Source organism: Pseudomonas sp. ACM7, assembly GCF_004136015.1.
GTDB classification, from domain to species: Bacteria; Pseudomonadota; Gammaproteobacteria; order Pseudomonadales; family Pseudomonadaceae; genus Aquipseudomonas; species Aquipseudomonas frigoris.
Genome location: NZ_CP024866.1, coordinates 4,345,184 through 4,366,458, shown reverse-complemented (window position 1 = coordinate 4,366,458; position 21,275 = coordinate 4,345,184). Strand labels below are relative to the sequence as shown.

Genomic DNA, 21,275 nt, shown 5'->3' with positions numbered 1-21,275 from the left:
GATCGCAGGGTATCGGGTTCAGGGTTCGACCTGGGTCCACTGCTTGTTCAGGCGCTTGTCGGAAATCGGCACCTTGGTCCCCAATTGCTGGGCGAACAGGGAAACCCGGTATTCCTCCAGCCACCAGCGATAGAGCTCCAGCTGCGGATCGCGTTTACCTTCCTGGGCATGTTTGTTGGCGCGGGTTTGATATTGCGTCCACAGGCCAGACAACTCGCCACTCCAGACCCGATCCCTCTGCACCTGAGCGCCGATTTTCTCGAAGCGCTGCTCGACCGCTTTCAGATAACGCGGCAACTCCTTGAGCCACTGCATCGGGGTTTCCCGGACAAACCCCGGATACACCAGATGACTGAGCTGCTGCTTGATGTCGTTCAGGGCCACGGCTTGCGCCAGATCAATCTTGCCCTTGAAGCGTTTTTGCAGGCCGTGCCAGAGCTTGAGGATTTCCAGCGTCAGCTTGGCCAGACGCTCGGCGTGCTCGGTCCAGCCGCCGCGTTTGCGTTCGGCCAGCGATGCCAACCCGGCGCCATCCCGTGGCAGCGGGTCTTCGCCGTCGAGAATGCAGCTGTCGAGGCTGGCCAGCAGGATGTCTTCGACCAGACTGTCGATACGACCCATGTCGCGGTACATCAGCCCCAGCTCGGTCAGCCCTGGCAACTTGCTGCGCAGGAACTTCGCCGGTTCGGCCAGTTGCTGCATCAGCAAACGCTGCAAGGCGCGGCGATGTTGAAACTCGGCTTCGGCCGGTGTCGAGAAACGTCCTTCCTTGACCGTGCCACTCTCTTCCACCAGCGCCGGGTACACCGTCATCGACAGCCCGGCGATCTTCTGCTGGGTTTTCTCGGCGACGGCGGCAAACACTTTCGGCTCCACCGGTTGCTGGTTTTTCGCGGTTTGCGGCACCGCCAACGCGGCCTGACTGGCTTCGGCAAAGCGTGCGGTCAGTTCCGCCAGATCACGCCCTTCGCCAAGGAACTTACCCTGGCCGTCGACGATTTCCAGATTCATCCGCAAATGACTGTCGACCTGCTGCGACGCTTCGGCCCAGGCTTCATCGCTGACCCGCGCACCGGTCATGCGCAACAGTTCACGGCCCAGCGCTTGAGGCAACGAGCCCTCGGCGAAAGTCACGCGCTGCAATGCGGCTTTGACGAAGTCCGGCACCGGTACGAAATTCTTGCGCAGGGCTTTAGGCAGGTTGCGCACCAGCGCGATGCACTTGGCCTCGATCACGCCCGGCACCAGCCATTCCAGGCGCTCCGGCGGCAGCATCGGCAACAACGGTGCCGGCACACGCAGGGTCACGCCGTCACGCGGGTGGTTCGGTTCGAAGTGGTAGCTCAGCGCCAACTCCAGATCACCGATGTGCAAGGTGTCCGGGTAATGCAGCGCGGTGACTTCACTGGCCTCGCGAGCCAGTACGTCTTCTTCGCGCATGATCAGCAGCTGCGGGTCTTTCTGGCTGTTGACCCGATACCAGCTGTCGAAGGTCGCGGTCTGGTGGATCTCCGCTGGCAGTCGCGCATCGTAGAAGGCGAACAGGGTTTCTTCGTCCGCCAGAATGTCGCGACGGCGAGCCTTGGCTTCCAGTTCGTCGAGCTGTTCCAGCAGTTGCGCATTGGCCGTCAGGCACTTGGCTTTGGATTGAATCTCGCCGCGCACCAGGCCTTCACGAATGAAAAACTCACGAGACACCACGGGATCGATCGGCCCGTAATGCACCGGCCGGCGACCGACCACGATCAGCCCGAACAAGGTGATTTGCTCGAAGGCCACGACCTGACCGCGCTTCTTCTCCCAATGGGGTTCGAAGTGGTTTTTCTTGATCAGGTGCCCGGCCAAGGGCTCGATCCAGTCGGCGTCGATCTTGGCGACCATACGCGCGTAGAGCTTGGTGGTTTCCACCAGTTCGGCGGCCATTAGCCATTGCGGACGCTTTTTACCGAGGCCCGATGACGGGTGAATCCAGAAGCGCCGCTGACGGGCGCCGAGGTAGTCGCCGTCTTCGGTTTTCTGGCCGATCTGGCTGAGCAGCCCCGAGAGCACGGCTTTGTGCAGTTTCGGATAATCCGCCGGCTCTTTATTGAGGCTCAACTGCATGTCGCGGCAGATCAGGCTCAACTGCCGATGGGAGTCGCGCCATTCGCGCAGACGCAGGTAATTCAGGAAGTTTTTGCGGCACCAATTGCGCAGCGGGCTGGCGGTCAACGCCTGGCGCTGTTCTTCGAAACCACGCCACAAATTGACCAGGCCGGCGAAGTCCGAGTCCACGTCTTTCCATTGTGCGTGCGCCTGATCCGCCGCTTGCTGACGTTCCGGCGGACGCTCGCGCGGGTCCTGAATCGACATGGCGCTGGCGACGATCAGCACTTCCTGCAAGCTGCCGAGTTTCGCCGCTTCCAGCAGCATGCGGCCCATGCGCGGGTCCACTGGCAAGCGCGCCAACTGGCGACCGAGTGGCGTCAGCTGGCTGTTGCGGTCGACCGCCGAGAGTTCTTGCAGCAGGTTAAAACCGTCGCTGATGGCTTTGCCATCCGGCGGCTCGATAAACGGGAAATCGGTGATCTCGCCGAGGCGCAGATGCAGCATCTGCAAAATCACCGCCGCGAGGTTGGTCCGCAGAATTTCCGGGTCGGTAAATTCCGGTCGGCCAATGAAATCTTCTTCGCCATAGAGGCGGATGCAAATGCCCGGCTCGACCCGTCCGCAGCGACCTTTACGCTGGTTGGCGCTGGCCTGGGAAATGGCTTCGATGGGCAAGCGCTGGACCTTGGCGCGGTAACTGTAACGGCTGATGCGCGCGGTGCCGCTGTCGATCACGTAACGAATGCCCGGCACGGTGAGCGAGGTTTCCGCGACGTTGGTTGCCAGGACCACGCGACGGCCTGGGTGCGACTGGAAAATCCGCTGCTGTTCGGCCGGCGATAACCGCGCGTACAACGGAAGAATCTCGGTGTGCTTGAGCTGGGCCTTGCGCAGCATGTCCGCGGCGTCGCGAATCTCACGCTCACCGGGCAGGAACACCAGCACATCGCCGGGGCTCTTGCGTTCGCTGCGTTCGAACGCGGCGATTTCGTCGAGGGTGGCGAGGATCGCCTGATCCACGGTCAGGTCATCCTCGACGCGGTTGCCCTCTTCGTCCTGCTCCAGGGTCAGCGGACGGTACCAGGTTTCTACCGGGAAGGTGCGGCCCGAGACTTCAACAATCGGCGCGTCATCGAAATGCTTGGAGAAACGCTCCAGGTCGATGGTCGCCGAGGTGATGATGACTTTCAGGTCCGGGCGACGCGGCAGCAGGGTTTTCAGGTAACCGAGCAGGAAGTCGATGTTGAGGCTGCGTTCGTGGGCTTCGTCGACGATGATCGTGTCGTAGCGTTCGAGGTAACGGTCGTTCTGGGTTTCCGCCAGCAGGATGCCGTCGGTCATCAGTTTGATCAGGGTGTTGGAATCGCTCTGATCCTCGAACCGCACCTGATAGCCGACCAGCGCACCCAAGGGTGTCGCCAGTTCTTCGGCGACCCGGCTCGCCACGCTGCGGGCGGCGATTCGACGGGGTTGGGTGTGGCCGATCAGGCCATGCTGACCGCGACCGATTTCCAGGCAGATCTTCGGCAACTGGGTGGTTTTACCCGAACCGGTTTCACCGGCAATGATCAGCACCTGATGCTTGAGCAGCGCTGCTTTGATTTCGTCGCGCTTGGCGGCGATCGGCAGGCTGTCGTCGTAACGAATCACCGGCAGGCTGGCCCGCCGCGCCAACACCTGATCACAGGACGCCTGCGTGCGCGTTACCCACTGGGCCAGCTTGGCCTCGTCAGGTTTTTTGCGCAGCTCAAGCAACTGCCGCCGCAGCCGGTGGCGGTCGGCGAGCATGGCGTGATCGAGGTTTTTCAGCAGTTTGTCGATGGAGGGCGATTCGTCAGTCATCAGGTACGCAATAAGTCGTCTAGTGGCGCAGGGGGCGGATTGTCGCAGATTTGGCAGGGATTGCGGGGGGTTCTACTGTAGGAGCTGTCGAGTGAAACGAGGCTGCGATCTTTTGATTTTAGATTTTAAAAAACAAGATCAAAAGATCGCAGCCTCGTTTCTCTCGACAGCTTCTACAGGTAGCGTGGTGTTATTCGTTATCCAGGCCCTTGCGCCGATACGGAAACACATCAATCAACTTCCCGGCGCGAATGGCTTCCTGAAGGCTTTTCCAGTAATCGGCGTTGTAAAGCTCACCATGCAACTGATCAAACAACTTGCGCTGCCCCGAATCGGCAAACAAAAACGGCGGAAACTCTTCAGGAAACACATCCAGCGGCCCAATCGAATACCACGGTTCCGACGCCATCTCGTCTTCCGGCGTACGCGGTTGCGGGATATGCCGGAAGTTGGCTTCAGTCAGGAAACAGATCTCGTCATAGTCATAAAACACCACCCGCCCGTGACGAGTGACGCCAAAATTCTTCAGCAGCATGTCGCCGGGAAAGATGTTCGCCGCCGCCAGTTGCTTGATCGCCAGCCCGTAATCCTCCAGCGCCTCGCGGACCTGAGCGTCGTTGGCGTTCTCCAGATACAGGTTCAACGGCGTCATCCGCCGTTCGGTCCAGCAGTGGCGGATCAGCACGGTGTCGTCCTCTACCGACACGGTGGACGCGGCCACTTCGAGCAATTCTTCCAGACAGGCCGGGTCGAACTTGCTCAACGGGAAGCGGAAGTCGGCAAATTCCTGGGTGTCAGCCAGGCGCCCGACCCGGTCGACGCTTTTCACCAGACGGTACTTCTCGATCACCGTGGCGCGGTCGACGTTCTTTGACGGCGAGAAGCGGTCCTTGATGATTTTGAATACGGTGTTGAAGCCCGGCAGGGTAAACACGCTCATCACCATGCCACGCACGCCCGGGGCCATGATGAACTGGTCGTCGGTGTTGGCCAGGTGATTGATCAGCGCCCGGTAGAACTCGGATTTTCCGTGTTTGTAGAAACCGATCGAGGTGTACAGCTCGGCGATGTGCTTGCCCGGCAAAATGCGCTTGAGGAAACCGATGAACTCCGCCGGCACCGGCACGTCGACCATGAAGTACGAACGGGTGAACGAGAAGATGATCGACACGTCCGCTTCATCGGTGATCAGCGCATCGATCTGAATCCCGCGACCTTCACGGTGCAGCAGCGGAATCACCAGCGGCCATTGTTCGTCCTGGGTATAGATGCGCCCGACCAGGTACGCGCCTTTGTTGCGGTAAAGCACCGAGGAAAACAGCTCGACACTCAGCTCCGGGTCCTTGCAGACCCAGTCCGGCAGGTTCTCGCGCAATTGTCCTTCGAGACGACTCAGGTCGCCCGCCAGGTTGGCGTAATCCTCGCTGAAGCGGTAGTCGGCAAAAATGCTCGCGAGCATCCCGGACAACTGGCCCTGGGGCTTGTACGTGCGGGTTTGTGCAGCACGGGCCCGGCGCAGGCTCGGCCGGGTGGTGTGGATGAACATGCAGCCGTCGCTGATCAGGTCGTGGCTGAACAGCCCGCAGAAGATCGAGTTGTACCAGGTTTCGGACAGTTCATCGTCGAAGCGCAGGTCGATCAGCGTGATGTAAGCGCTTTTGACCAGCGGCCAGCAGCTGACATCCAGCGTGTCAGCGTCGAAAGCGATGTGCAGCCGCCCTACCGTTTCGCTGACTTTTTCTTCGTAGAGATTGATCCGCGCGGCCGACGCCGTTTGCGTCTCCTGCCACTTGGCCTGCTCGAAGCGAGCCCGGGCGCCGTCGGTGATCTGGCGGAAATGCTCGCGATAATCGTCAAAGCCATCGAGGATCATTCGGGCGATGTCGGCGGCTGGCCATTGCTGCGGCATAGGTAAAACCTCGGCGGCTGATTCTTATCGTGGGGCATGAGCTTAGTGGCCCTTTGTTACGCAACGCAACCATTGCCTTGCGTCCTGACTGGCGCGACACTTGCGCGCTAATCAAGGAAGGAACGTGCTGTGAACCCCGTCGATACTCTGCGTTTGTTGTCGCTCGCCGCCATTTGGGGCGCTAGCTTTCTGTTCATGCGCATCATTGCCCCGGTGATTGGCACAATCCCCACTGCCTTTTTCCGCGTGTCGATTGCCGCGGTCGGCCTGTTGGTGATCCTGGGGCTGATGCGCATCAGCTGGGATTTCAAAGGCAAACTCAAAACCGTGATGCTGCTTGGAGTGATCAACTCCGGGATTCCGGCGACCCTGTACTCGGTAGCCGCCCAGGTGCTGCCGGCCGGTTACTCGGCGATTTTCAACGCCACCACGCCATTGATGGGCGTGCTGATCGGAGGTCTGTTCTTCCATGAAAAACTCACCGCCGCCAAACTTGGCGGCGTGTTCCTCGGGCTGTTGGGCGTGGGCATCCTGACCCGAGCCGGTCCGGTGGCGTTCGACATGGAACTGATGATGGGCGCCCTCGCCTGCCTGCTCGCCACGACCTGCTACGGTTTCGCCGGGTTCCTCGCGCGCCGCTGGCTTGATCAGGCCGGTGGTCTCGACAGTCGTCTATCGGCGGTGGGCAGCATGCTGGGTGCGACATTGTTTCTGTTGCCGCTGTTCGGTTACAGCGTGATCAGCCAGCCACCGGAGAGCTGGGGCGGCTGGAGTGTCTGGTTGTCATTGCTGGGTTTGGGGCTGGTGTGTACGGCGCTTGCGTACATTATTTACTTCCGGTTGCTCAGCTCGGTCGGGCCGGTGAAGTCGATGACCACGACCTTTCTGATTCCGCCGTTCGGGGTGTTGTGGGGAGCGCTGTTGCTGGATGAGCCGTTGTCGATGGCGCATATCTATGGCGGGGTGTTGATTGCGGCGGCGTTGTGGTTGGTGTTGAAGACGACGGTGGTGAAGTCGAAAGAGGTGGTTGCCAGGTAGTTTTGTGGTGCGGCCAATGTGAATTCGGTGCGGGCCGAGCATGCGCTGGCCAAATAAAAAAGACCTGGAACTCATGCCCCAGGCCTTGTTTTGTTTCAAGCGTTTTTACGGAATACGAACACCAGACCGATGATGATCAGCAACATGCCAAGCATGCTCAACGCCGCCAGCCGGTTGCCGAAAATCAGGTAGTCCATCACCGCCGTCACCGCCGGCACCAGGTAAAACAGACTGGTGACATTCACCAGATTGCCCCGTGCAATCAGCCGATACAGCAACAAGGTCGCCAGCACCGACACGACCAATCCCATCCACAACACTGGCACGATGAAACCGGTGCTGTGTTCGAAATGAAAGGGCTGGAACGGTACGAAGATCCCGCAGAGCAACAGCCCCGCCAGGTACTGCACTGGCAGCGTGCCGAGGGGATTTTCGGTGATGCGTTTCTGCATGATCGAGCCGAACGTCATGCTCGCCAGCGCCAGCAAACCGAAGAGCATTCCGGCGAACGACATGCCGGCCAGACCGATGCCTTGGTACACCACCATGATCAACCCGGCCAAACCCAGTGCCAAACCAAACATTCTGTTGGCTGATCGCTGACGCTCCATGATCACCACCGTAAGAATGGGCTGCACGCCCATGATCGTTGCCATGACGCCCGGTGTGACTTTGAGGTCCAGGGCCAGCAGATAGAAAATCTGATAAGCCCCCAGCAACACCACGCCGGTGGCCATCGCATACACCATCGGCTTGCCGCCCTTGGGCAGTTTCAGCTTGAGCAACGGCACCAGCAGCACCAATCCGCAGATTGCGATAGCGAAGCGAATCAACAGAAAAGCAAAGGGTGACGCGTGGGCCAAGCCCCATTTGGAGAAGATCGCCCCGCTGCTCCACAGCAAAACGAACAGGCTCGTGGACGCCGCCGCGAGCGCGGTGTTTTTCGAAAGGACAAACATGAATACCACCTGTAGTCAGGCAAAAAAAGCCAACTCAGCCGAAGCTGAAATTCAGTAGTTTTTTCAGGCGGGCACTTTTTAGACGGGCATGGAAACAGCAGAAAAAAGCTGATCAGCCCGAGAAGCCAACGCCTGGCGGTGATACGACTGCGCACACCGGCGTGCTACTGACAGGTGGAGGGTAATGACTGATCTGCGCAGGCTGCTGATTCCCGCACGGCACGACGCCAGCGTTGACCGCTGAATCGACTACCGCGTTGATGAGGGAAGCTGGCATGGGCTGATCTTTTTTGAAGGGTAGAAAGCTGGGTTGGAAAACATCGAGCGCCGACTATAACCAGCGTGTGAGATGGATTGCAATGACTAAGCTGGAAGAACCGATAAGCAAGAGTCTTACACCAACCCCAGTGACGAACAGGTGCATAAAAAAACGCTCCCAAGGAGTAATGCCGATCAGTAAGCCATAACGCGATCCTTAGCAGCTGGCGAAGCCTGCGTTCGGCGCTGTAGCAGCTGTCGAGCTTGCGAGGCTGCGTTCGGCTCGGGCCGCGATCGGACGCAGCAGTCGTAAAACCTGTGTGCGAGGTTTATCTGAAACACCGCACTGCCTGATTTCACGACTGCTGCGTCCGATCGCGGCCCGAGCCGAACGCAGGCTTCGCCAGCTGCTACAAGGTATGCGTTGCTGGTGAAATTGCTTAACTGACTGACATTACTCCCAAGGAGCGGTTTTTTTCTTCAGGAATCGGAATCACCCAAACAACCAATACCCCAACAATGTCAGCACCACCACCGCCAACACCGGTCGCAGCACGCGGTAGGCCTTGGGATTGCGACGCTTCCACTTTTTGATCACGCCACTGAACTTGTCGCTGGAGTTCTTGCTCCAGGCGTAAGCCTGGTTAATCCCGCCAACACGTTCATCATCAAGGTTCTGCGGTGCAGTCGCGCGACCGAGCAGGCCGCTGATCCAGCGGTTGATGCGGGTCATCAGGCGGTTGCTCAACGGTCGTTCGATGTCGCAAAACAGGATGACCCGCGTCTTGTCGGTTTCGTTCTTGACCCAATGCACATAGGTTTCGTCGAACATCACGTCTTCACCATCACGCCAGGCATAGACCTGACCGTCGACGAAGATCCGGCAATCGTCGGAGTTCGGCGTCGACAGCCCCAGGTGATAACGCAGGGAACCGGCGAACGGATCGCGATGCGGGTTGAGGTGGCTGCCGCCTGGCAGCAACGCGAACATGGCGCCTTTGACGTTGGGAATGCTGCTGACCAAGGCCACGGTTTTCGGGCACAAGGCTTCAGCTGAGGGAAGCGGTTTGTCGTACCACTTGAGGTAGAAACGCTTCCAGCCTTTTTTGAAGAACGATCCGAAACCGGCGTCGTTGTTCCTTTCGGCGGCGCGAATGTAGCCCTCGTCGAAGAGGTGCATCGCTTCGTCGCGGATGACTTCCCAGTTGTCCTTGAGCACGTCCAGTTCCGGGAACTTGCTGCGGTCCAGATAGGGTTTGGACGGCACACCGGAGAACAGGTACATCAAAGCGTTATAGGGCGCGAACAACGCTGAATGGTTGACGAACTGACGCAGGACCGGCAATCGTGCCTTGCCGCGCAAATGCACATAGAGAGTGCTGCCGAGGAACAGCAGCAACAGCGACGCTTTCGCGGCAAGGGAAAAGGTCATCAACAACTCCTTGATAGTAGACAACTCTGCGCAACGCCATTTACCCAACGTGGCAGCCGGCCATGATAAACATTACCGGCCTCGGGAAATACCCGTGTAACTGAACATTCAGTGTTAAACATTGCGCAATAAAGCACTTCTTAACATAAAGGTCCTGAACGGGGGCTGACCTGAGTCACCCCCCCTTACACAAGTTCAAAAACAAGATCAAAAGATCGCAGCCTGCGGCAGCTCCTACTGCTGATTCTCCTGATCGGTAAACAGATCACTGAACAGCATGCTCGACAGGTAGCGTTCACCGGAGTCCGGCAGGATCACCACGATGGTCTTGCCCTGCATTTCCGGGGTTTCCGCCAGACGGACGGCCACCGCCATGGCGGCCCCGCAGGAAATGCCGCTCAAAATCCCTTCTTCCTGCATCAGTCGCAGGGCCATGGCCTTGGATTCTTCATCGCTGACCAACTCAACCCGATCGACCATCGACAGATCAAGATTCTTCGGCACAAAACCGGCACCAATACCCTGGATCTTGTGAGGGCTCGGCTTGATTTCTTCACCGGCCATTGCCTGGGTGATGACTGGCGACACCGCTGGCTCCACCGCCACCGAGATAATCGGTTTGCCCTGGGTATTCTTGATATACCGCGAAACCCCGGTAATGGTTCCACCCGTTCCGACGCCTGCCACCAGTACGTCGACTGCACCGTCGGTGTCGTTCCAGATTTCCGGACCGGTCGTTTTTTCGTGGATGCCCGGGTTGGCCGGGTTCTCAAACTGCGACGGCATGAAGTAGGCAGCCGGGTCGCTGGCGACAATTTCAGCAGCCTTTTCGATCGCTCCTTTCATGCCCTTGGCCGGTTCGGTCAGTACCAGTTCGGCCCCCAGTGCCTTGAGCACTTTGCGTCGCTCGATACTCATGGACGCCGGCATGGTCAGCATCAGCTTGTAACCGCGGGCCGCAGCAACGAATGCCAGGCCGATACCGGTATTGCCCGAGGTCGGTTCGACGATGGTCATTCCAGGCTTGAGTTTGCCGGTGCTTTCGGCGTCCCAGATCATGCTCGCACCGATCCGGCACTTGACCGAGTAACCGGGGTTACGCCCTTCGATCTTGGCCAGGATGGTCACGCCGCGCGGGGCGATACGGTTGATCTGCACCAGCGGCGTATTGCCGATGGAATGAGCGTTGTCAGCGTAGATACGGCTCATGGCTGGGTCCTTATACAGCGTTAAATAAGCTCTCCAAGGTATGCCTGTTGCCCTTGGTCGTCCAGTCAGTCGAACGTCCCGTAACCGCAGCAGTCAATGGCTATACATCGCCAGAGATTTGTCATCATGAAACGCAGATACAGTTGGCCCCTGTGGATCCTCGCTGGCCTCGTTGTGCTGCTGATTGCCCTGCACATCGCCCTGCCCTACATGGTGCGCGACTACCTGAACGACAAGCTGGCGGACATGGGCGACTACCGTGGCCAGATCACTGATGTGGACCTGGCCCTGTGGCGCGGAGCGTACAAAATCAACGGACTGAAAATCGTCAAGGTCGAGGGCAAGGTTCCGGTGCCTTTCGTCAACGCGCCGCTGATCGATCTTTCTGTCAGCTGGCACTCGCTCTTGTACGACCACGCCGTTGTGGCCGAGGTGAAGTTCTTCAACCCCGAGGTGAACTTCGTCGACGGCGGCGCCAACAAGCAAAACTCCCAGACCGGTCAGGGCACCGACTGGCGTGCGCAGTTGAGCAAACTGGCCCCCATCACCCTGAACGAAGTGCGGATCAGCGATGGCAAGATCAGTTTCCGCAACTTCAATTCCAAGCCCCCCGTGAACATGAACGCCACTCAGGTCAACGCCAGCATCTATAACCTGACCAACGTGGTCGACACCAAAGGCAAGCGCGATGCTCGCTTCGAAGGCAAGGCGCTGCTGCTCGGGCACGCACCACTGGAAACCACCGCCACCTTCGACCCCTTAAGCAACTTTGAAGATTTCGAGTTCCGCCTGCGGGCCAAAAACATCGAGCTCAAACGCATGAACGACTTTGCCTCCGCCTATGGCAAGTTCGACTTCAATGCAGGTCACGGTGATGTGGTCATTGAAGCGCAGGCTAAAAAAGCTCAATTAACGGGTTACATCAAACCGCTGCTAAAGGACGTCGACGTGTTCAATTGGCATCAGGACGTCGAGAACAAGGACAAAGGGATTTTCCGCTCCATTTGGGAGGCCATCGTCGGCGGCTCCGAAACGGTGCTGAAAAACCAGGGCAAAAACCAGTTTGCGACTCGCGTGGAACTGAGCGGCAATGTGCATCGCCGAGATATCAGCGCATTCGAGGCTTTTTTGCAGATTTTACGCAACGGCTTCATCCAGGCGTTCAATGCCCAATACGAACGACCCAAGCCGGATGCGGGCTAAGGTTTTCGGGTGACGATGTAGCGACCGGTTTCTTCGGCCACCCGCGCCGGGTTCGATTGCTGCTGCAAGAAGTCCCAGCCCAGGCAGGCCAGTGCCAGCGATCGCGGTACGGCTTCACGCCCACTGCTGTAGCGCGTGATGCTGCGAGCACTGACCCCCAACGCTTCGGCCGCCTGATTGAGTGGCAGCCCGGTACGAGCGCGCCAGTCGATAAAAATCCGCGTGTTTTCGTCCGATGCGTTTTGCGCGAGCGCATCCAGATAAAGAGTGTCTGCGCCGATCTGGATGTCCAGTTCGGGCCACTCAACGCTCCAGCCATCGTCGCCCAGGGTTGCCCCATCGAAAGCGCCAACCTCCAGCAACGGCTGCAACCCCGGATAGGCGCGCAGGTCCCGACTCAAATCGAGGTTCAGTTGCTGACCGTCGATAAAGGTTAGCGTCAGGCGGTGATCCGGCAACGCCTGCACGGCCGACAGCCGTGGTCGTTTCATGGGTAACATCGTTTCCAATCCTCCAGCAATTGCACCTGATGGGCACTGACCCACGCCAGCGCTTCCTTGATAATCAGCGGCGGCGCCTTGCCCACCATCACTTCGACGGTTTCAAGGCTGAGCATGCCGTCCAGCCCGCCACCGGTCAGGTGGACATGGGGCGGCGGATGATCCTTCTCGCGCAACTGAATGCGGTACGTATCGCGAAATCGGTATTTAGTAGACATGCCCGCAAGCTATCGCCAAAATGGCGATAGCTCAATACTGGCAAGCAGCCGAGACTGAGTCAAGATGTGACGCCCCATTCAGAGACTGAATAAGCCGTCTGCGTTCACAGTCGACCGGGCACCGCGTTATAGTCGGGTACTACAATTATTGCGCCCACCCCTGCCTCGTTCAGGTCGGCGTTACCGTTCGAGGATTAGCAGATGAAGTTCGAAGGCACCCAGGCCTACGTCGCCACCGATGACCTGAAGCTGGCGGTCAACGCCGCCATCACTCTGGAGCGCCCGCTGCTGGTCAAGGGCGAGCCGGGCACTGGTAAAACCATGCTCGCCGAGCAACTGGCCGAGTCCTTCGGCGCCAAACTGATCACTTGGCACATCAAATCCACCACCAAAGCGCATCAAGGCCTGTACGAGTACGACGCGGTCAGCCGTCTGCGCGACTCGCAGCTGGGCACCGAAAAGGTCCACGACGTTCGCAATTACCTGAAAAAGGGCAAGCTCTGGGAAGCCTTCGAATCCGAAGAGCGGGTGATCCTGCTGATCGACGAAATCGACAAGGCCGACATCGAGTTCCCGAACGACTTGCTGCAAGAACTCGACAAGATGGAGTTCTACGTTTACGAGATCGACGAGACCATCAAAGCCAAGAAACGCCCGATCATCATCATTACTTCCAATAACGAGAAAGAGCTGCCGGACGCCTTCCTGCGCCGCTGCTTCTTCCATTACATCGCTTTTCCCGACCGCGTCACGATGCAGAGGATCGTCGACGTGCACTACCCGAACATCAAGAAAGACCTGGTCAGCGAAGCGCTGGACGTGTTCTTCGACGTGCGCAAGGTACCGGGCCTGAAGAAGAAGCCATCGACCTCCGAACTGGTGGACTGGCTGAAACTGCTGATGGCCGACAACATCGGTGAAGCAGTACTGCGCGAACGCGATCCGACCAAAGCGATTCCGCCGCTGGCAGGCGCTTTGGTGAAGAACGAACAGGACGTGCAGTTGCTTGAGCGTCTGGCGTTCATGAGCCGTCGCGGCACTCGATAAGGGCAAACGCCATGCTGCTCAACCTGTTCAATGAAATGCGCGCAGCCAAAGTGCCGGTCTCGGTACGGGAGTTGCTGGACCTGATCAACGCGCTGAAGCAGCGCGTGACCTTCGCCGACATGGACGAGTTTTATTACCTGTCCCGGGCGATTCTGGTGAAGGACGAAAAGCATTTCGACAAATTCGACCGCGCGTTCGGTGCCTACTTCAACGGCCTGGAAAAACTTGACGATCACCTTCAGGCATTGATCCCGGAAGACTGGCTGCGCAAGGAGTTCGAGCGTTCGCTGACCGAAGAAGAGCGGGCGGCGATCCAGTCTCTCGGCGGCCTGGACAAGCTGATCGAAGAGTTCAAGAAACGCCTCGAAGAACAGAAAGAACGTCATGCCGGCGGTAACAAGTGGATCGGCACTGGTGGCACCAGTCCGTTTGGCTCCGGGGGCTTCAACCCGGAAGGCATTCGGGTCGGCGATGCCGGCAAGCGTCAGGGCAAAGCGGTCAAGGTCTGGGATCAGCGCGAATACAAGAACCTCGACGATTCGGTCGAATTGGGCACCCGCAACATCAAGGTCGCCCTGCGTCGGTTGCGCAAATTCGCGCGCCAGGGTGCGGCGGAAGAACTGGACATCGATGGCACCATCGACCACACCGCGCGAGATGCCGGGCTGCTGAACATCCAGATGCGTCCGGAGCGGCGCAACACCGTCAAGTTGTTGCTGCTGTTCGACATCGGCGGCTCGATGGACGCCCACGTGAAGATCTGCGAAGAGCTGTTTTCGGCCTGCAAGACCGAGTTCAAGCACCTGGAGTATTTCTACTTCCACAACTTCATTTATGAATCGGTGTGGAAGAACAACATGCGCCGCACTTCCGAGCGCACCTCGACCCAGGATCTGCTGCACAAATACGGCGCCGACTACAAAGTGATCTTCATCGGTGACGCCGCCATGGCGCCGTATGAAATCACCCAGGCCGGCGGCAGCGTCGAGCACTGGAACGAAGAAGCGGGTTATGTGTGGATGCAGCGGTTCATGGAGAAGTACAAGAAGGTCATCTGGATCAACCCGTATCCGAAAGATACGTGGGGTTATACGTCGTCGACCAACATCGTGCGGGACTTGATTAACGACCAGATGTACCCGCTGACATTGCGGGGGTTGGAAGAAGGGATGCGGTTTCTTTCCAAATAACTCGGTGCCTGACCGGACGCCATCGCGAGCAAGCTCGCTCCCACAGGGGAATGTGTCGTTCACAAAATGTGTGGGCAACAACGATCCAATGTGGGAGCCAGCTTGCTCCGGGCGGCGTTCCGACGATGCTTTTAGCGGTTCACAAACCGGCGTAGGTACTCGAGCTGCTCCCGATGCGCGACTTCCTGCACCACCGGCTTCAACCGTACCTGCGTTCCCGGCAGACACTGCGCCAGTCGCGCCAGTGCCAACGGCGTCAAGGCGCCCAATCGCGGATAGCCACCAATGGTCTGCCGATCATTGAGCAACACAATTGGCTGCCCGTCCGGCGGCACCTGAACCGCACCCAGCGGGATGCCTTCGGAAATCATCGGCTTACCCTGATACTGCAACGCCGTTCCCAGCAAGCGGATGCCCATCCGGTCGGCACGGCTGTCGAGGGTCCAGATGCTGTTGAACGCGTCAAACGAACTCTGTCCACTGAACTCGCCGATCTGGGCACCGAGCACCAGGTCCAGTGGCGCGTTGAGTTTGAAATCCGGCACCTGTTCGCGCGCCAATTCCCGTATCAGTAGCAGCGAGCTCCCGGAGTAGCTCAACTGCGCATCTTTGGCCAACGCCCGGCCCATGCCATCCAGCCCACCGAGCTCCTCACGGACCACCGTTGCGCTGCTGCCCAACACCTTTGGCGCATCAAATCCGCCCGGGGCCGCCAAATATGCCCGAGCCCCAAGCAGCGGCTGAGTGAATTGCAATTGCTGACCTTTGTTCAGCCTGAAACTGCGCCACGGTGCCAACGCCTCGCCATCCACCTGTGCCCCCAGATCCGCTCCGGCCAAGGCCAGCACGCAATCCTCTTCGGCAACGACGGTGAACCCACCCAGGGTGATTTCAATCACCGGTGCTTCCAGGCCATTGCCCAGCAACCAATTAGCCCACGACATTGATCGCCAGTCCGCCGCCCCGCCCTGGGTCACGCCCAAATGCCGCACGCCGAAACGGCCAGCGTCCTGCAACAGGCACAGCGGTGTACTCGCTTCTATTGATAGACGGCTCATGCCTGCGCCTCCAACGGCGTGTCATCACCGCCCAGATTGATGAATTCGGCATGGCTGACGGCTTCGAAGCGCACCGTGTCGCCTGGTTGCATCAGGCTGTAGCCGTCGCGTTCGCGGTCGAACAATTTGGCCGGGGTGCGACCGATCAGATTCCAGCCACCGGGGGACACCACCGGGTAAGCGGCCGTTTGGCGTTCGGCGATGCCGACACTGCCGGCGGCCACCTTTTTACGCGGAGTGTTCAGACGCGGCGCCGCCAGCGCTTCTTCCACCAGCCCCATGAAGGCGAAACCCGGCGCGAAACCCAAGGCGAATACCTGATACTCGCGCTCGCTGTGGCGACGGATCACTTCATCCACGGCCAATCCGCTGCGCAGGGACAACAGGCTCAACTCCGGGCCAACGCTCAAGTCATACCAGACCGGCAACACATGACATTTGCCGCGGGTGCAGGCGTTGGGCGACAGATCGATCAAGGCCTCGGCGATCAGCTCCCGAGCCTGGGCCGGACTCAACGCGGTCAGATCGTAATGCACCATCAACGTCGTATAGGACGGCACCAGATCGATCAGATGCCCGGCGAATGCAGCCCGCAGACTTTCACTGGCGGCGAGCATCCACGGCATGTTGGCCTCGCTGATCTCATCAAACAGACGGACCATCAAGCAATCCAGCGCCACCACTTCGACCCGGATTTTCATGGCGCGCTCTGCTGATCAAGTGCTTCGCGAATACGCCGCACGGCGGCTACCGAACTGGCATTGTCGCCGTGTACGCAAAGGGTATTGGCCTGCAAGTGCAAGGCACTGCCATCGCTGGCCGTGAGGTTGCCGCCGCGGGCAATGGTCAGCGCCTGCTCGATGATTGTTTCGGGATCGTGATGCACCGCGCCCGGCAGTTGCCGCGAGACCAGCATTCCCGCACTGTCGTAAGCGCGATCGGCGAAGGCTTCGAACCACAGGGTTACGCCGTATTCATCGCCCAACTGCTGGGCTGCGCTGTTGTCGCGAGTGGCCATCAACATCAGCGGTAACTCACGATCATAGGACGCCACAGCCTGAAGCACTGCGCGCAATTGCGCCGGGTTGGCCATCATGTCGTTGTACATCGCGCCGTGCGGCTTGACGTAACTCACCCGCCCACCCTGAGCCCGGCAAATGCCGTCGAGGGCGCCGATCTGGTAATGCACAATGTCCTGAAGTTCCTGGGCGGTATAAGCCATGGAACGGCGGCCGAACCCCACAAGGTCCTGATAGGCCGGATGAGCACCGATCTGCACCCCGTTGCTCAAGGCCAGACTGACGGTCTTGCGCATGATGCTCGGATCGCCGGCATGGAAGCCGCAGGCAATGTTGGCGCAATCGATGAAGGGCATGACCTCGGCGTCCAGACCCATGGTCCAGTTGCCGAAACTCTCGCCGATGTCGCAGTTCAATAGCAGGCGGCTCACGGTGAACACTCCTGTAAGTTTTATTCTTTTCTATCTGTAAGGCATTTGCCCGCAGATTATCAGTTGCTGGGCATTAAGTTATTGGGCTTCGAGTTGCTTGCCACGGGTTTCCGGCAGACTCAGGGCCGCTAGGATCACCACCCCGTAGGACACTGCCGCAAAAGCACCGATTCCCACGCTCAATGGCACCTTCTGGCTCATCAAGCCGATCAACAGCGGGAACAACGCCGCCAGCGCCCGACCAATGTTGTAGCAAAAGCCCTGACCCGAACCGCGAATCCGTGTTGGAAACAGCTCGGTCAAAAACGCGCCCATGCCGCTGAAGATCCCCGAGGCGAAGAAGCCCAGAGGAAAGCCTAGCCAGAGCATCACGCCATTGCTCACCGGCAATTGGGTGTAGAGCAGAACAATGGTGAACGAGCCGACCGCGAACAGAATGAAGTTCTTTTTACGCCCGAGGATGTCAGTCAAATACGCACTGATGACGTAACCGACGTAGGAACCGACGATCACCATCGCCAGATAACCGCCCGTACCGAGTACGCTCAAACCGCGTTCGTTCTTCAGAAACGTCGGCAACCAGGAGGTGATCGCGTAGTAACCGCCCAGAGCACCGGTGGTCAGCACCGACGCGCGAATCGTGGTGAAAAGGATGCCGGGAGCAAATATCTCGTAGAATTTTGCCGGATTGCTGGGCTCTTGCTTAGCCTTGGCTTCGCGATAGATTTCCGGGTCCTTGACCAGTCGGCGGACGAAGATCACAAAGATCGCCGGCACGATGCCAAGGATGAACAGTGCGCGCCAGGCGTCTTCCGGTGGCAGCACCGAGAACAGCAGCGCATACAAAATCGCAGTCAGTCCCCAACCCAATGCCCAGCCGGATTGCACCATGCCAACAGCCTTGCCCCGGTCCTTGGCGCGAATCACTTCACCCATCAGCACCGCGCCAGCGGTCCATTCGCCGCCGAAACCGAAGCCCATCAGCGTGCGGCTGATCAGCAGTTGTTCGTAGTTTTGGGCAAAGCCGCAGAGGAAGGTGAAAAAGGCGAACCACAGCACGGTGAGTTGCAAGGTGCGTACGCGACCGATTCGGTCGGACAGAATCCCCGCCACCCAACCGCCGATAGCCGAGGCGATCAGGGTGCTGGTGTGAATCAACCCGGCCTCGCCGGTGGTGATGCCCCACATCGCAATCAGGGTCGGCACCACGAAGCTGAGCATCTGCGTGTCCATGCCGTCCAGGCCATAGCCGATCTTGCAGCTCCAGAAGGTGCGGCGTTCCTGCTTGTTGATGTTGCGGTACCAGTCGAAAGGTCCAGGACGAACCGTGGCTTTGGGGATGTCGAGCGTGTCGGGCGCACTCATGGCAAATCTCCGCGCTAATTTTTATTGGTATTGTTCTGAGCCCCGACGACGCCTATCGTGGGAACCGGATGGCCCGATTTTTGGGCGCCTTGCCCTGCTACGTCCAACTAATAAAACCCCGCCCTAGACATAAGAATTCTTTATCCCCGAGCAGACCCCATGAACCTGAAGTTTCTCGAGACCTTTGTCTGGGTCGCCCGACTCAAGAGTTTTCGCCTGACGGCAGACAAGCTCTTCACCACCCAGGCGTCGGTTTCCAGCCGCATTGCCGTGCTCGAAGGCGAGCTCGGGGTGAAGCTGTTCCTGCGAGATTCACGTGGCGTGAGCCTGACGCCCGAAGGCTTGAAAGTGCTCGAGTACGCCGAGCAAATGATGGACACCATGCAAGCCCTCAAGCAGTCGATCGAAACCCGCTCGAGCAAGGTCGGACGGGTTCGCATCGGCGTGATGGACACGGTCATCCATACCTGGCTGAGCCCGTTGGTGGCGCACATGATGGATCACTATCCGCTGGTGGAAATCGAGTTGGTGGCCGATACCGCGCTCAACCTCTGCGATCAGCTGCAAAAAGGCTTTCTCGATCTGATCCTGCAAACCGACCTGTTGCGTCAGGAAAGTGTGCGCAGCCTTGAGCTGGCCAGTCACCCGATGGGCTGGATTGTGGCTACGAATTCGATCTACAACCGCGAGTATTCAGGTATTGCCGACCTGGCGCGGGAACGGATCATTACCTATTCGAAAAACTCCCATCCGCATCAGGAGATTCTCGCCCTGATGCAGGCCAACGGCATCATGACGCCACGGTTGAACTGCGTGAACTCGGTATCGGCGATCACCCGGTTGCTGCGGGACGGTTTCGGTATTGGCGCGCTGCCACCGGTGCTGGTAGCCGAGGAACTGGCGCGGGGGGAATTGACCTTGCTGGCCATCGATCAACGTCCACCGAATTTGCAGGTGGTGGTGTCGTGGCGGGTTGGCGTGGAATGGGTCGAGGAGATTGTTTCGTTGTGTCAGCAGGTGCTGGACGGGTATGCGAAGAAGGTGGGTGAGGATTACATCACTTTGAGTCGTTGAAGAGCAAAAGATCGCAGCCTTCGGCAGCTCCTACAGGGGAACGCATTCCAATGTAGGAGCTGCCGAAGGCTGCGATCTTTTGCTGTTACAACCCCCGCACATCCCGATCTTCGATCGGTCGGCTCTGGCGCAGGCGTTTGCCGCCCAGTACCACCCAGTCGATCAGACGGAACAGGCATTCAATGCCGAACGACAACAGCAACGCTCCGCTCATGCCCCAGATCATCGCTTCCGGCGTCAGCAGGATCTGGTAGCTGTAGCCGTTCCAGGTTTCCTTGCGAATATCCGGATCAGCCGCCAGTGCAACCTGCAGGAAGCGGATGTACCACGGCCCCTGCATGGCCTGGAACTGTTTGTCGAGCGCCAGCTGACGGGTCAGCAAGGTGCTCAGGCTGTCAGCATCGCTGCGAAAAATCGGGTCTTCGCTGCCGCGGTAATGGGCCACCAACGCCTGCATGTCGCCCTTGAAGAACTGATTCGCCGTGCCCTGAAAACCGCTCAGACTGGTCTGCGCCTCAATCAGATGCGCTTCGACCCGTTTGGCGTAATCGCTGATGAACCCCGGCACCTGGACACCGATCAACAAGCCCGCTGCAAACAACACCAGCCGTAGATAACTGAGCAACATGAAGGGAAATCCTTATTCGGTCTTGCCCTGGCTGACGCATTCACCGCGTCGCCAGAGGCTCCATTGGCCCGGTTCGTAGCGGGTCCAGGTTTCGTTTTCGGTCAAGGGTTCGGTGGCGATCACCGTGACCACGTCGTTGGGCGTGGTTTCGGCCTGGAAATCGACGATCACATCGACATCCTTCAAGCGCGCCGGGCCGAATGGCGCGCGACGGGTGATTTGCGCCAATTTGGTCGAGCAATAACAGAACAACCAATCGCCATCGCTGAGCAGGCAGTTGAACACGCCTTTGCTACGGTATTCGGCGCAGGCGGCCACCAGGTCTGGCAGCAGTTCTTCGACCTCTACCGGTTCCGGGAACGCTGCGCGCACGCGGTTGAGCAAATCGCAGAACGCCGCTTCGCTGTCGGTATCGCCGACTGGGCGGTAAAAACTCTTGATCGGTTGAAACTCCGCGAGCTGGCCGTTATGGGCGAAACACCAGTTACGGCCCCACAGCTCGCGCACGAATGGATGGGTATTGGACAGGCAGACCTTGCCGACGTTGGCCTGGCGGATGTGCCCGATCACCACTTCGCTCTTGATCGGATAGCGTTGCACCAGGTTCGCGACTTCGGATTCGCAGCTCGCCGCCGGGTCCTGAAACAGGCGCAGGCCACGGCCCTCGTAAAAAGCGATGCCCCAGCCGTCACGGTGCGGACCGGTGCGGCCGCCGCGCTGCATCAGCCCGGTGAAGCTGAACACGATATCGGTCGGCACATTGGCGCTCATGCCCAATAACTCACACATGCTCGGATTCTCGCTGAA

The 21,275-nt window shown here is 58.9% G+C and carries 19 protein-coding genes; 5 read left to right on the top strand and 14 right to left on the bottom strand.

Annotated features, from left to right (window positions below; translation table 11 throughout):
• Positions 1-18: 18 nt before the first annotated feature.
• Both hrpA and aceK read right to left on the bottom strand, forming a co-directional pair.
• Entirely contained in the window at positions 19-3,930 is a 3,912-nt protein-coding gene (gene hrpA, locus CUN63_RS20755; protein WP_129442025.1) for an ATP-dependent RNA helicase HrpA, read from the bottom strand.
• A 190-nt stretch (positions 3,931-4,120) separates the two neighbouring features.
• Positions 4,121-5,839 (bottom strand): bifunctional isocitrate dehydrogenase kinase/phosphatase, encoded by a 1,719-nt coding sequence (gene aceK, locus CUN63_RS20750; protein WP_129442023.1) that lies wholly within the window; start codon positions 5,837-5,839, stop codon positions 4,121-4,123.
• Between the two features lie 129 nt (positions 5,840-5,968).
• Between aceK and CUN63_RS20745 the strand changes: the two genes are divergently transcribed.
• Positions 5,969-6,877 (top strand): DMT family transporter, encoded by a 909-nt coding sequence (locus CUN63_RS20745; RefSeq protein WP_129442021.1) that lies wholly within the window; start codon positions 5,969-5,971, stop codon positions 6,875-6,877.
• A 95-nt stretch (positions 6,878-6,972) separates the two neighbouring features.
• On the opposite strand, the gene CUN63_RS20740 is transcribed toward CUN63_RS20745, so the two are convergent.
• The 4 genes from CUN63_RS20740 to cysK form a co-directional block, all read right to left on the bottom strand.
• The gene (locus CUN63_RS20740) at positions 6,973-7,836 is read right to left on the bottom strand and encodes a DMT family transporter (RefSeq protein ID WP_129442019.1); all 864 of its coding nucleotides are present in this window, start codon (positions 7,834-7,836) and stop codon (positions 6,973-6,975) included.
• Between the two features lie 112 nt (positions 7,837-7,948).
• Entirely contained in the window at positions 7,949-8,113 is a 165-nt protein-coding gene (locus CUN63_RS31710; RefSeq protein ID WP_165353262.1) for a hypothetical protein, read from the bottom strand.
• Positions 8,114-8,587: 474 nt separating this feature from the next.
• On the bottom strand, positions 8,588-9,526 hold the full coding sequence (locus tag CUN63_RS20735) for an aspartyl/asparaginyl beta-hydroxylase domain-containing protein (RefSeq protein WP_129442017.1): 939 nt from the start codon (positions 9,524-9,526) through the stop codon (positions 8,588-8,590).
• A 234-nt stretch (positions 9,527-9,760) separates the two neighbouring features.
• The gene (cysK, locus tag CUN63_RS20730; protein ID WP_129442015.1) at positions 9,761-10,735 is read right to left on the bottom strand and encodes a cysteine synthase A; all 975 of its coding nucleotides are present in this window, start codon (positions 10,733-10,735) and stop codon (positions 9,761-9,763) included.
• Positions 10,736-10,861: 126 nt separating this feature from the next.
• Here cysK and CUN63_RS20725 point away from each other — a divergent pair, with 126 nt between their 5' ends.
• Entirely contained in the window at positions 10,862-11,938 is a 1,077-nt protein-coding gene (locus CUN63_RS20725; protein ID WP_129442013.1) for a DUF748 domain-containing protein, read from the top strand.
• On the opposite strand, the gene CUN63_RS20720 is transcribed toward CUN63_RS20725, so the two are convergent.
• Both CUN63_RS20720 and CUN63_RS20715 read right to left on the bottom strand, forming a co-directional pair.
• Positions 11,935-12,438 (bottom strand): DUF2442 domain-containing protein, encoded by a 504-nt coding sequence (locus CUN63_RS20720; protein WP_129442012.1) that lies wholly within the window; start codon positions 12,436-12,438, stop codon positions 11,935-11,937. The genes CUN63_RS20725 and CUN63_RS20720 overlap by 4 nt on opposite strands.
• A complete protein-coding gene (locus CUN63_RS20715; RefSeq protein ID WP_129442010.1) occupies positions 12,426-12,656 on the bottom strand; it encodes a DUF4160 domain-containing protein in 231 nt (76 codons plus the stop codon). The genes CUN63_RS20720 and CUN63_RS20715 overlap by 13 nt, the downstream gene beginning before the upstream one ends.
• 201 nt (positions 12,657-12,857) lie before the next feature.
• On the opposite strand from CUN63_RS20715, the gene CUN63_RS20710 reads away from it, so the two are divergent.
• Complete coding sequence (locus CUN63_RS20710) at positions 12,858-13,703, top strand: MoxR family ATPase (protein ID WP_007898718.1); 846 nt, start codon at positions 12,858-12,860, stop codon at positions 13,701-13,703.
• A gap of 11 nt (positions 13,704-13,714) precedes the next feature.
• Positions 13,715-14,893, top strand: coding sequence for a VWA domain-containing protein (locus CUN63_RS20705; RefSeq protein WP_129442008.1), 1,179 nt, complete (start codon positions 13,715-13,717; stop codon positions 14,891-14,893).
• Positions 14,894-15,024: 131 nt separating this feature from the next.
• On the opposite strand, the gene CUN63_RS20700 is transcribed toward CUN63_RS20705, so the two are convergent.
• The 4 genes from CUN63_RS20700 to CUN63_RS20685 all read right to left on the bottom strand — a co-directional run bounded on the left by CUN63_RS20700 (position 15,025) and on the right by CUN63_RS20685 (position 18,766).
• Positions 15,025-15,951, bottom strand: coding sequence for a biotin-dependent carboxyltransferase family protein (locus tag CUN63_RS20700; protein WP_129442006.1), 927 nt, complete (start codon positions 15,949-15,951; stop codon positions 15,025-15,027).
• A complete protein-coding gene (locus tag CUN63_RS20695) occupies positions 15,948-16,652 on the bottom strand; it encodes an allophanate hydrolase subunit 1 (RefSeq protein WP_129442004.1) in 705 nt (234 codons plus the stop codon). The genes CUN63_RS20700 and CUN63_RS20695 overlap by 4 nt, the downstream gene beginning before the upstream one ends.
• On the bottom strand, positions 16,649-17,401 hold the full coding sequence (locus tag CUN63_RS20690) for a 5-oxoprolinase subunit PxpA (protein ID WP_129442002.1): 753 nt from the start codon (positions 17,399-17,401) through the stop codon (positions 16,649-16,651). Before CUN63_RS20690 ends, CUN63_RS20695 begins: the two co-directional genes overlap by 4 nt.
• Positions 17,402-17,479: 78 nt before the next feature.
• Entirely contained in the window at positions 17,480-18,766 is a 1,287-nt protein-coding gene (locus CUN63_RS20685) for an MFS transporter (protein WP_129442000.1), read from the bottom strand.
• A 159-nt stretch (positions 18,767-18,925) separates the two neighbouring features.
• On the opposite strand from CUN63_RS20685, the gene CUN63_RS20680 reads away from it, so the two are divergent.
• Positions 18,926-19,840 (top strand): LysR family transcriptional regulator, encoded by a 915-nt coding sequence (locus tag CUN63_RS20680; RefSeq protein ID WP_129441998.1) that lies wholly within the window; start codon positions 18,926-18,928, stop codon positions 19,838-19,840.
• An 85-nt stretch (positions 19,841-19,925) separates the two neighbouring features.
• On the opposite strand, the gene CUN63_RS20675 is transcribed toward CUN63_RS20680, so the two are convergent.
• A complete protein-coding gene (locus CUN63_RS20675; RefSeq protein WP_129441996.1) occupies positions 19,926-20,468 on the bottom strand; it encodes a DUF2937 family protein in 543 nt (180 codons plus the stop codon).
• Between the two features lie 12 nt (positions 20,469-20,480).
• The gene (locus CUN63_RS20670; RefSeq protein ID WP_046046095.1) at positions 20,481-21,257 is read right to left on the bottom strand and encodes a class II glutamine amidotransferase; all 777 of its coding nucleotides are present in this window, start codon (positions 21,255-21,257) and stop codon (positions 20,481-20,483) included.
• Between the last annotated feature and the right edge of the window lie 18 nt (positions 21,258-21,275).

Bases quoted from the DNA above. Each gene is read 5' to 3' on its own strand.
- CUN63_RS20725 (WP_129442013.1), top strand. From the start codon at position 10,862: ATGAAACGCAGATACAGTTGGCCCCTGTGGATCCTCGCTGGCCTCGTT.
- CUN63_RS20710 (WP_007898718.1), top strand. From the start codon at position 12,858: ATGAAGTTCGAAGGCACCCAGGCCTACGTCGCCACCGATGACCTGAAG.
- hrpA (WP_129442025.1), bottom strand. From the start codon at position 3,930: ATGACTGACGAATCGCCCTCCATCGACAAACTGCTGAAAAACCTCGAT.
- CUN63_RS20675 (WP_129441996.1), bottom strand. From the start codon at position 20,468: ATGTTGCTCAGTTATCTACGGCTGGTGTTGTTTGCAGCGGGCTTGTTG.
- CUN63_RS20720 (WP_129442012.1), bottom strand. From the start codon at position 12,438: ATGTTACCCATGAAACGACCACGGCTGTCGGCCGTGCAGGCGTTGCCG.
- CUN63_RS20685 (WP_129442000.1), bottom strand. From the start codon at position 18,766: ATGAGTGCGCCCGACACGCTCGACATCCCCAAAGCCACGGTTCGTCCT.
- cysK (WP_129442015.1), bottom strand. From the start codon at position 10,735: ATGAGCCGTATCTACGCTGACAACGCTCATTCCATCGGCAATACGCCG.
- CUN63_RS20740 (WP_129442019.1), bottom strand. From the start codon at position 7,836: ATGTTTGTCCTTTCGAAAAACACCGCGCTCGCGGCGGCGTCCACGAGC.
- CUN63_RS20715 (WP_129442010.1), bottom strand. From the start codon at position 12,656: ATGTCTACTAAATACCGATTTCGCGATACGTACCGCATTCAGTTGCGC.
- CUN63_RS20735 (WP_129442017.1), bottom strand. From the start codon at position 9,526: ATGACCTTTTCCCTTGCCGCGAAAGCGTCGCTGTTGCTGCTGTTCCTC.
- CUN63_RS20670 (WP_046046095.1), bottom strand. From the start codon at position 21,257: ATGTGTGAGTTATTGGGCATGAGCGCCAATGTGCCGACCGATATCGTG.
- CUN63_RS20680 (WP_129441998.1), top strand. From the start codon at position 18,926: ATGAACCTGAAGTTTCTCGAGACCTTTGTCTGGGTCGCCCGACTCAAG.
- CUN63_RS20700 (WP_129442006.1), bottom strand. From the start codon at position 15,951: ATGAGCCGTCTATCAATAGAAGCGAGTACACCGCTGTGCCTGTTGCAG.
- aceK (WP_129442023.1), bottom strand. From the start codon at position 5,839: ATGCCGCAGCAATGGCCAGCCGCCGACATCGCCCGAATGATCCTCGAT.
- CUN63_RS20695 (WP_129442004.1), bottom strand. From the start codon at position 16,652: ATGAAAATCCGGGTCGAAGTGGTGGCGCTGGATTGCTTGATGGTCCGT.
- CUN63_RS20705 (WP_129442008.1), top strand. From the start codon at position 13,715: ATGCTGCTCAACCTGTTCAATGAAATGCGCGCAGCCAAAGTGCCGGTC.
- CUN63_RS31710 (WP_165353262.1), bottom strand. From the start codon at position 8,113: ATGCCAGCTTCCCTCATCAACGCGGTAGTCGATTCAGCGGTCAACGCT.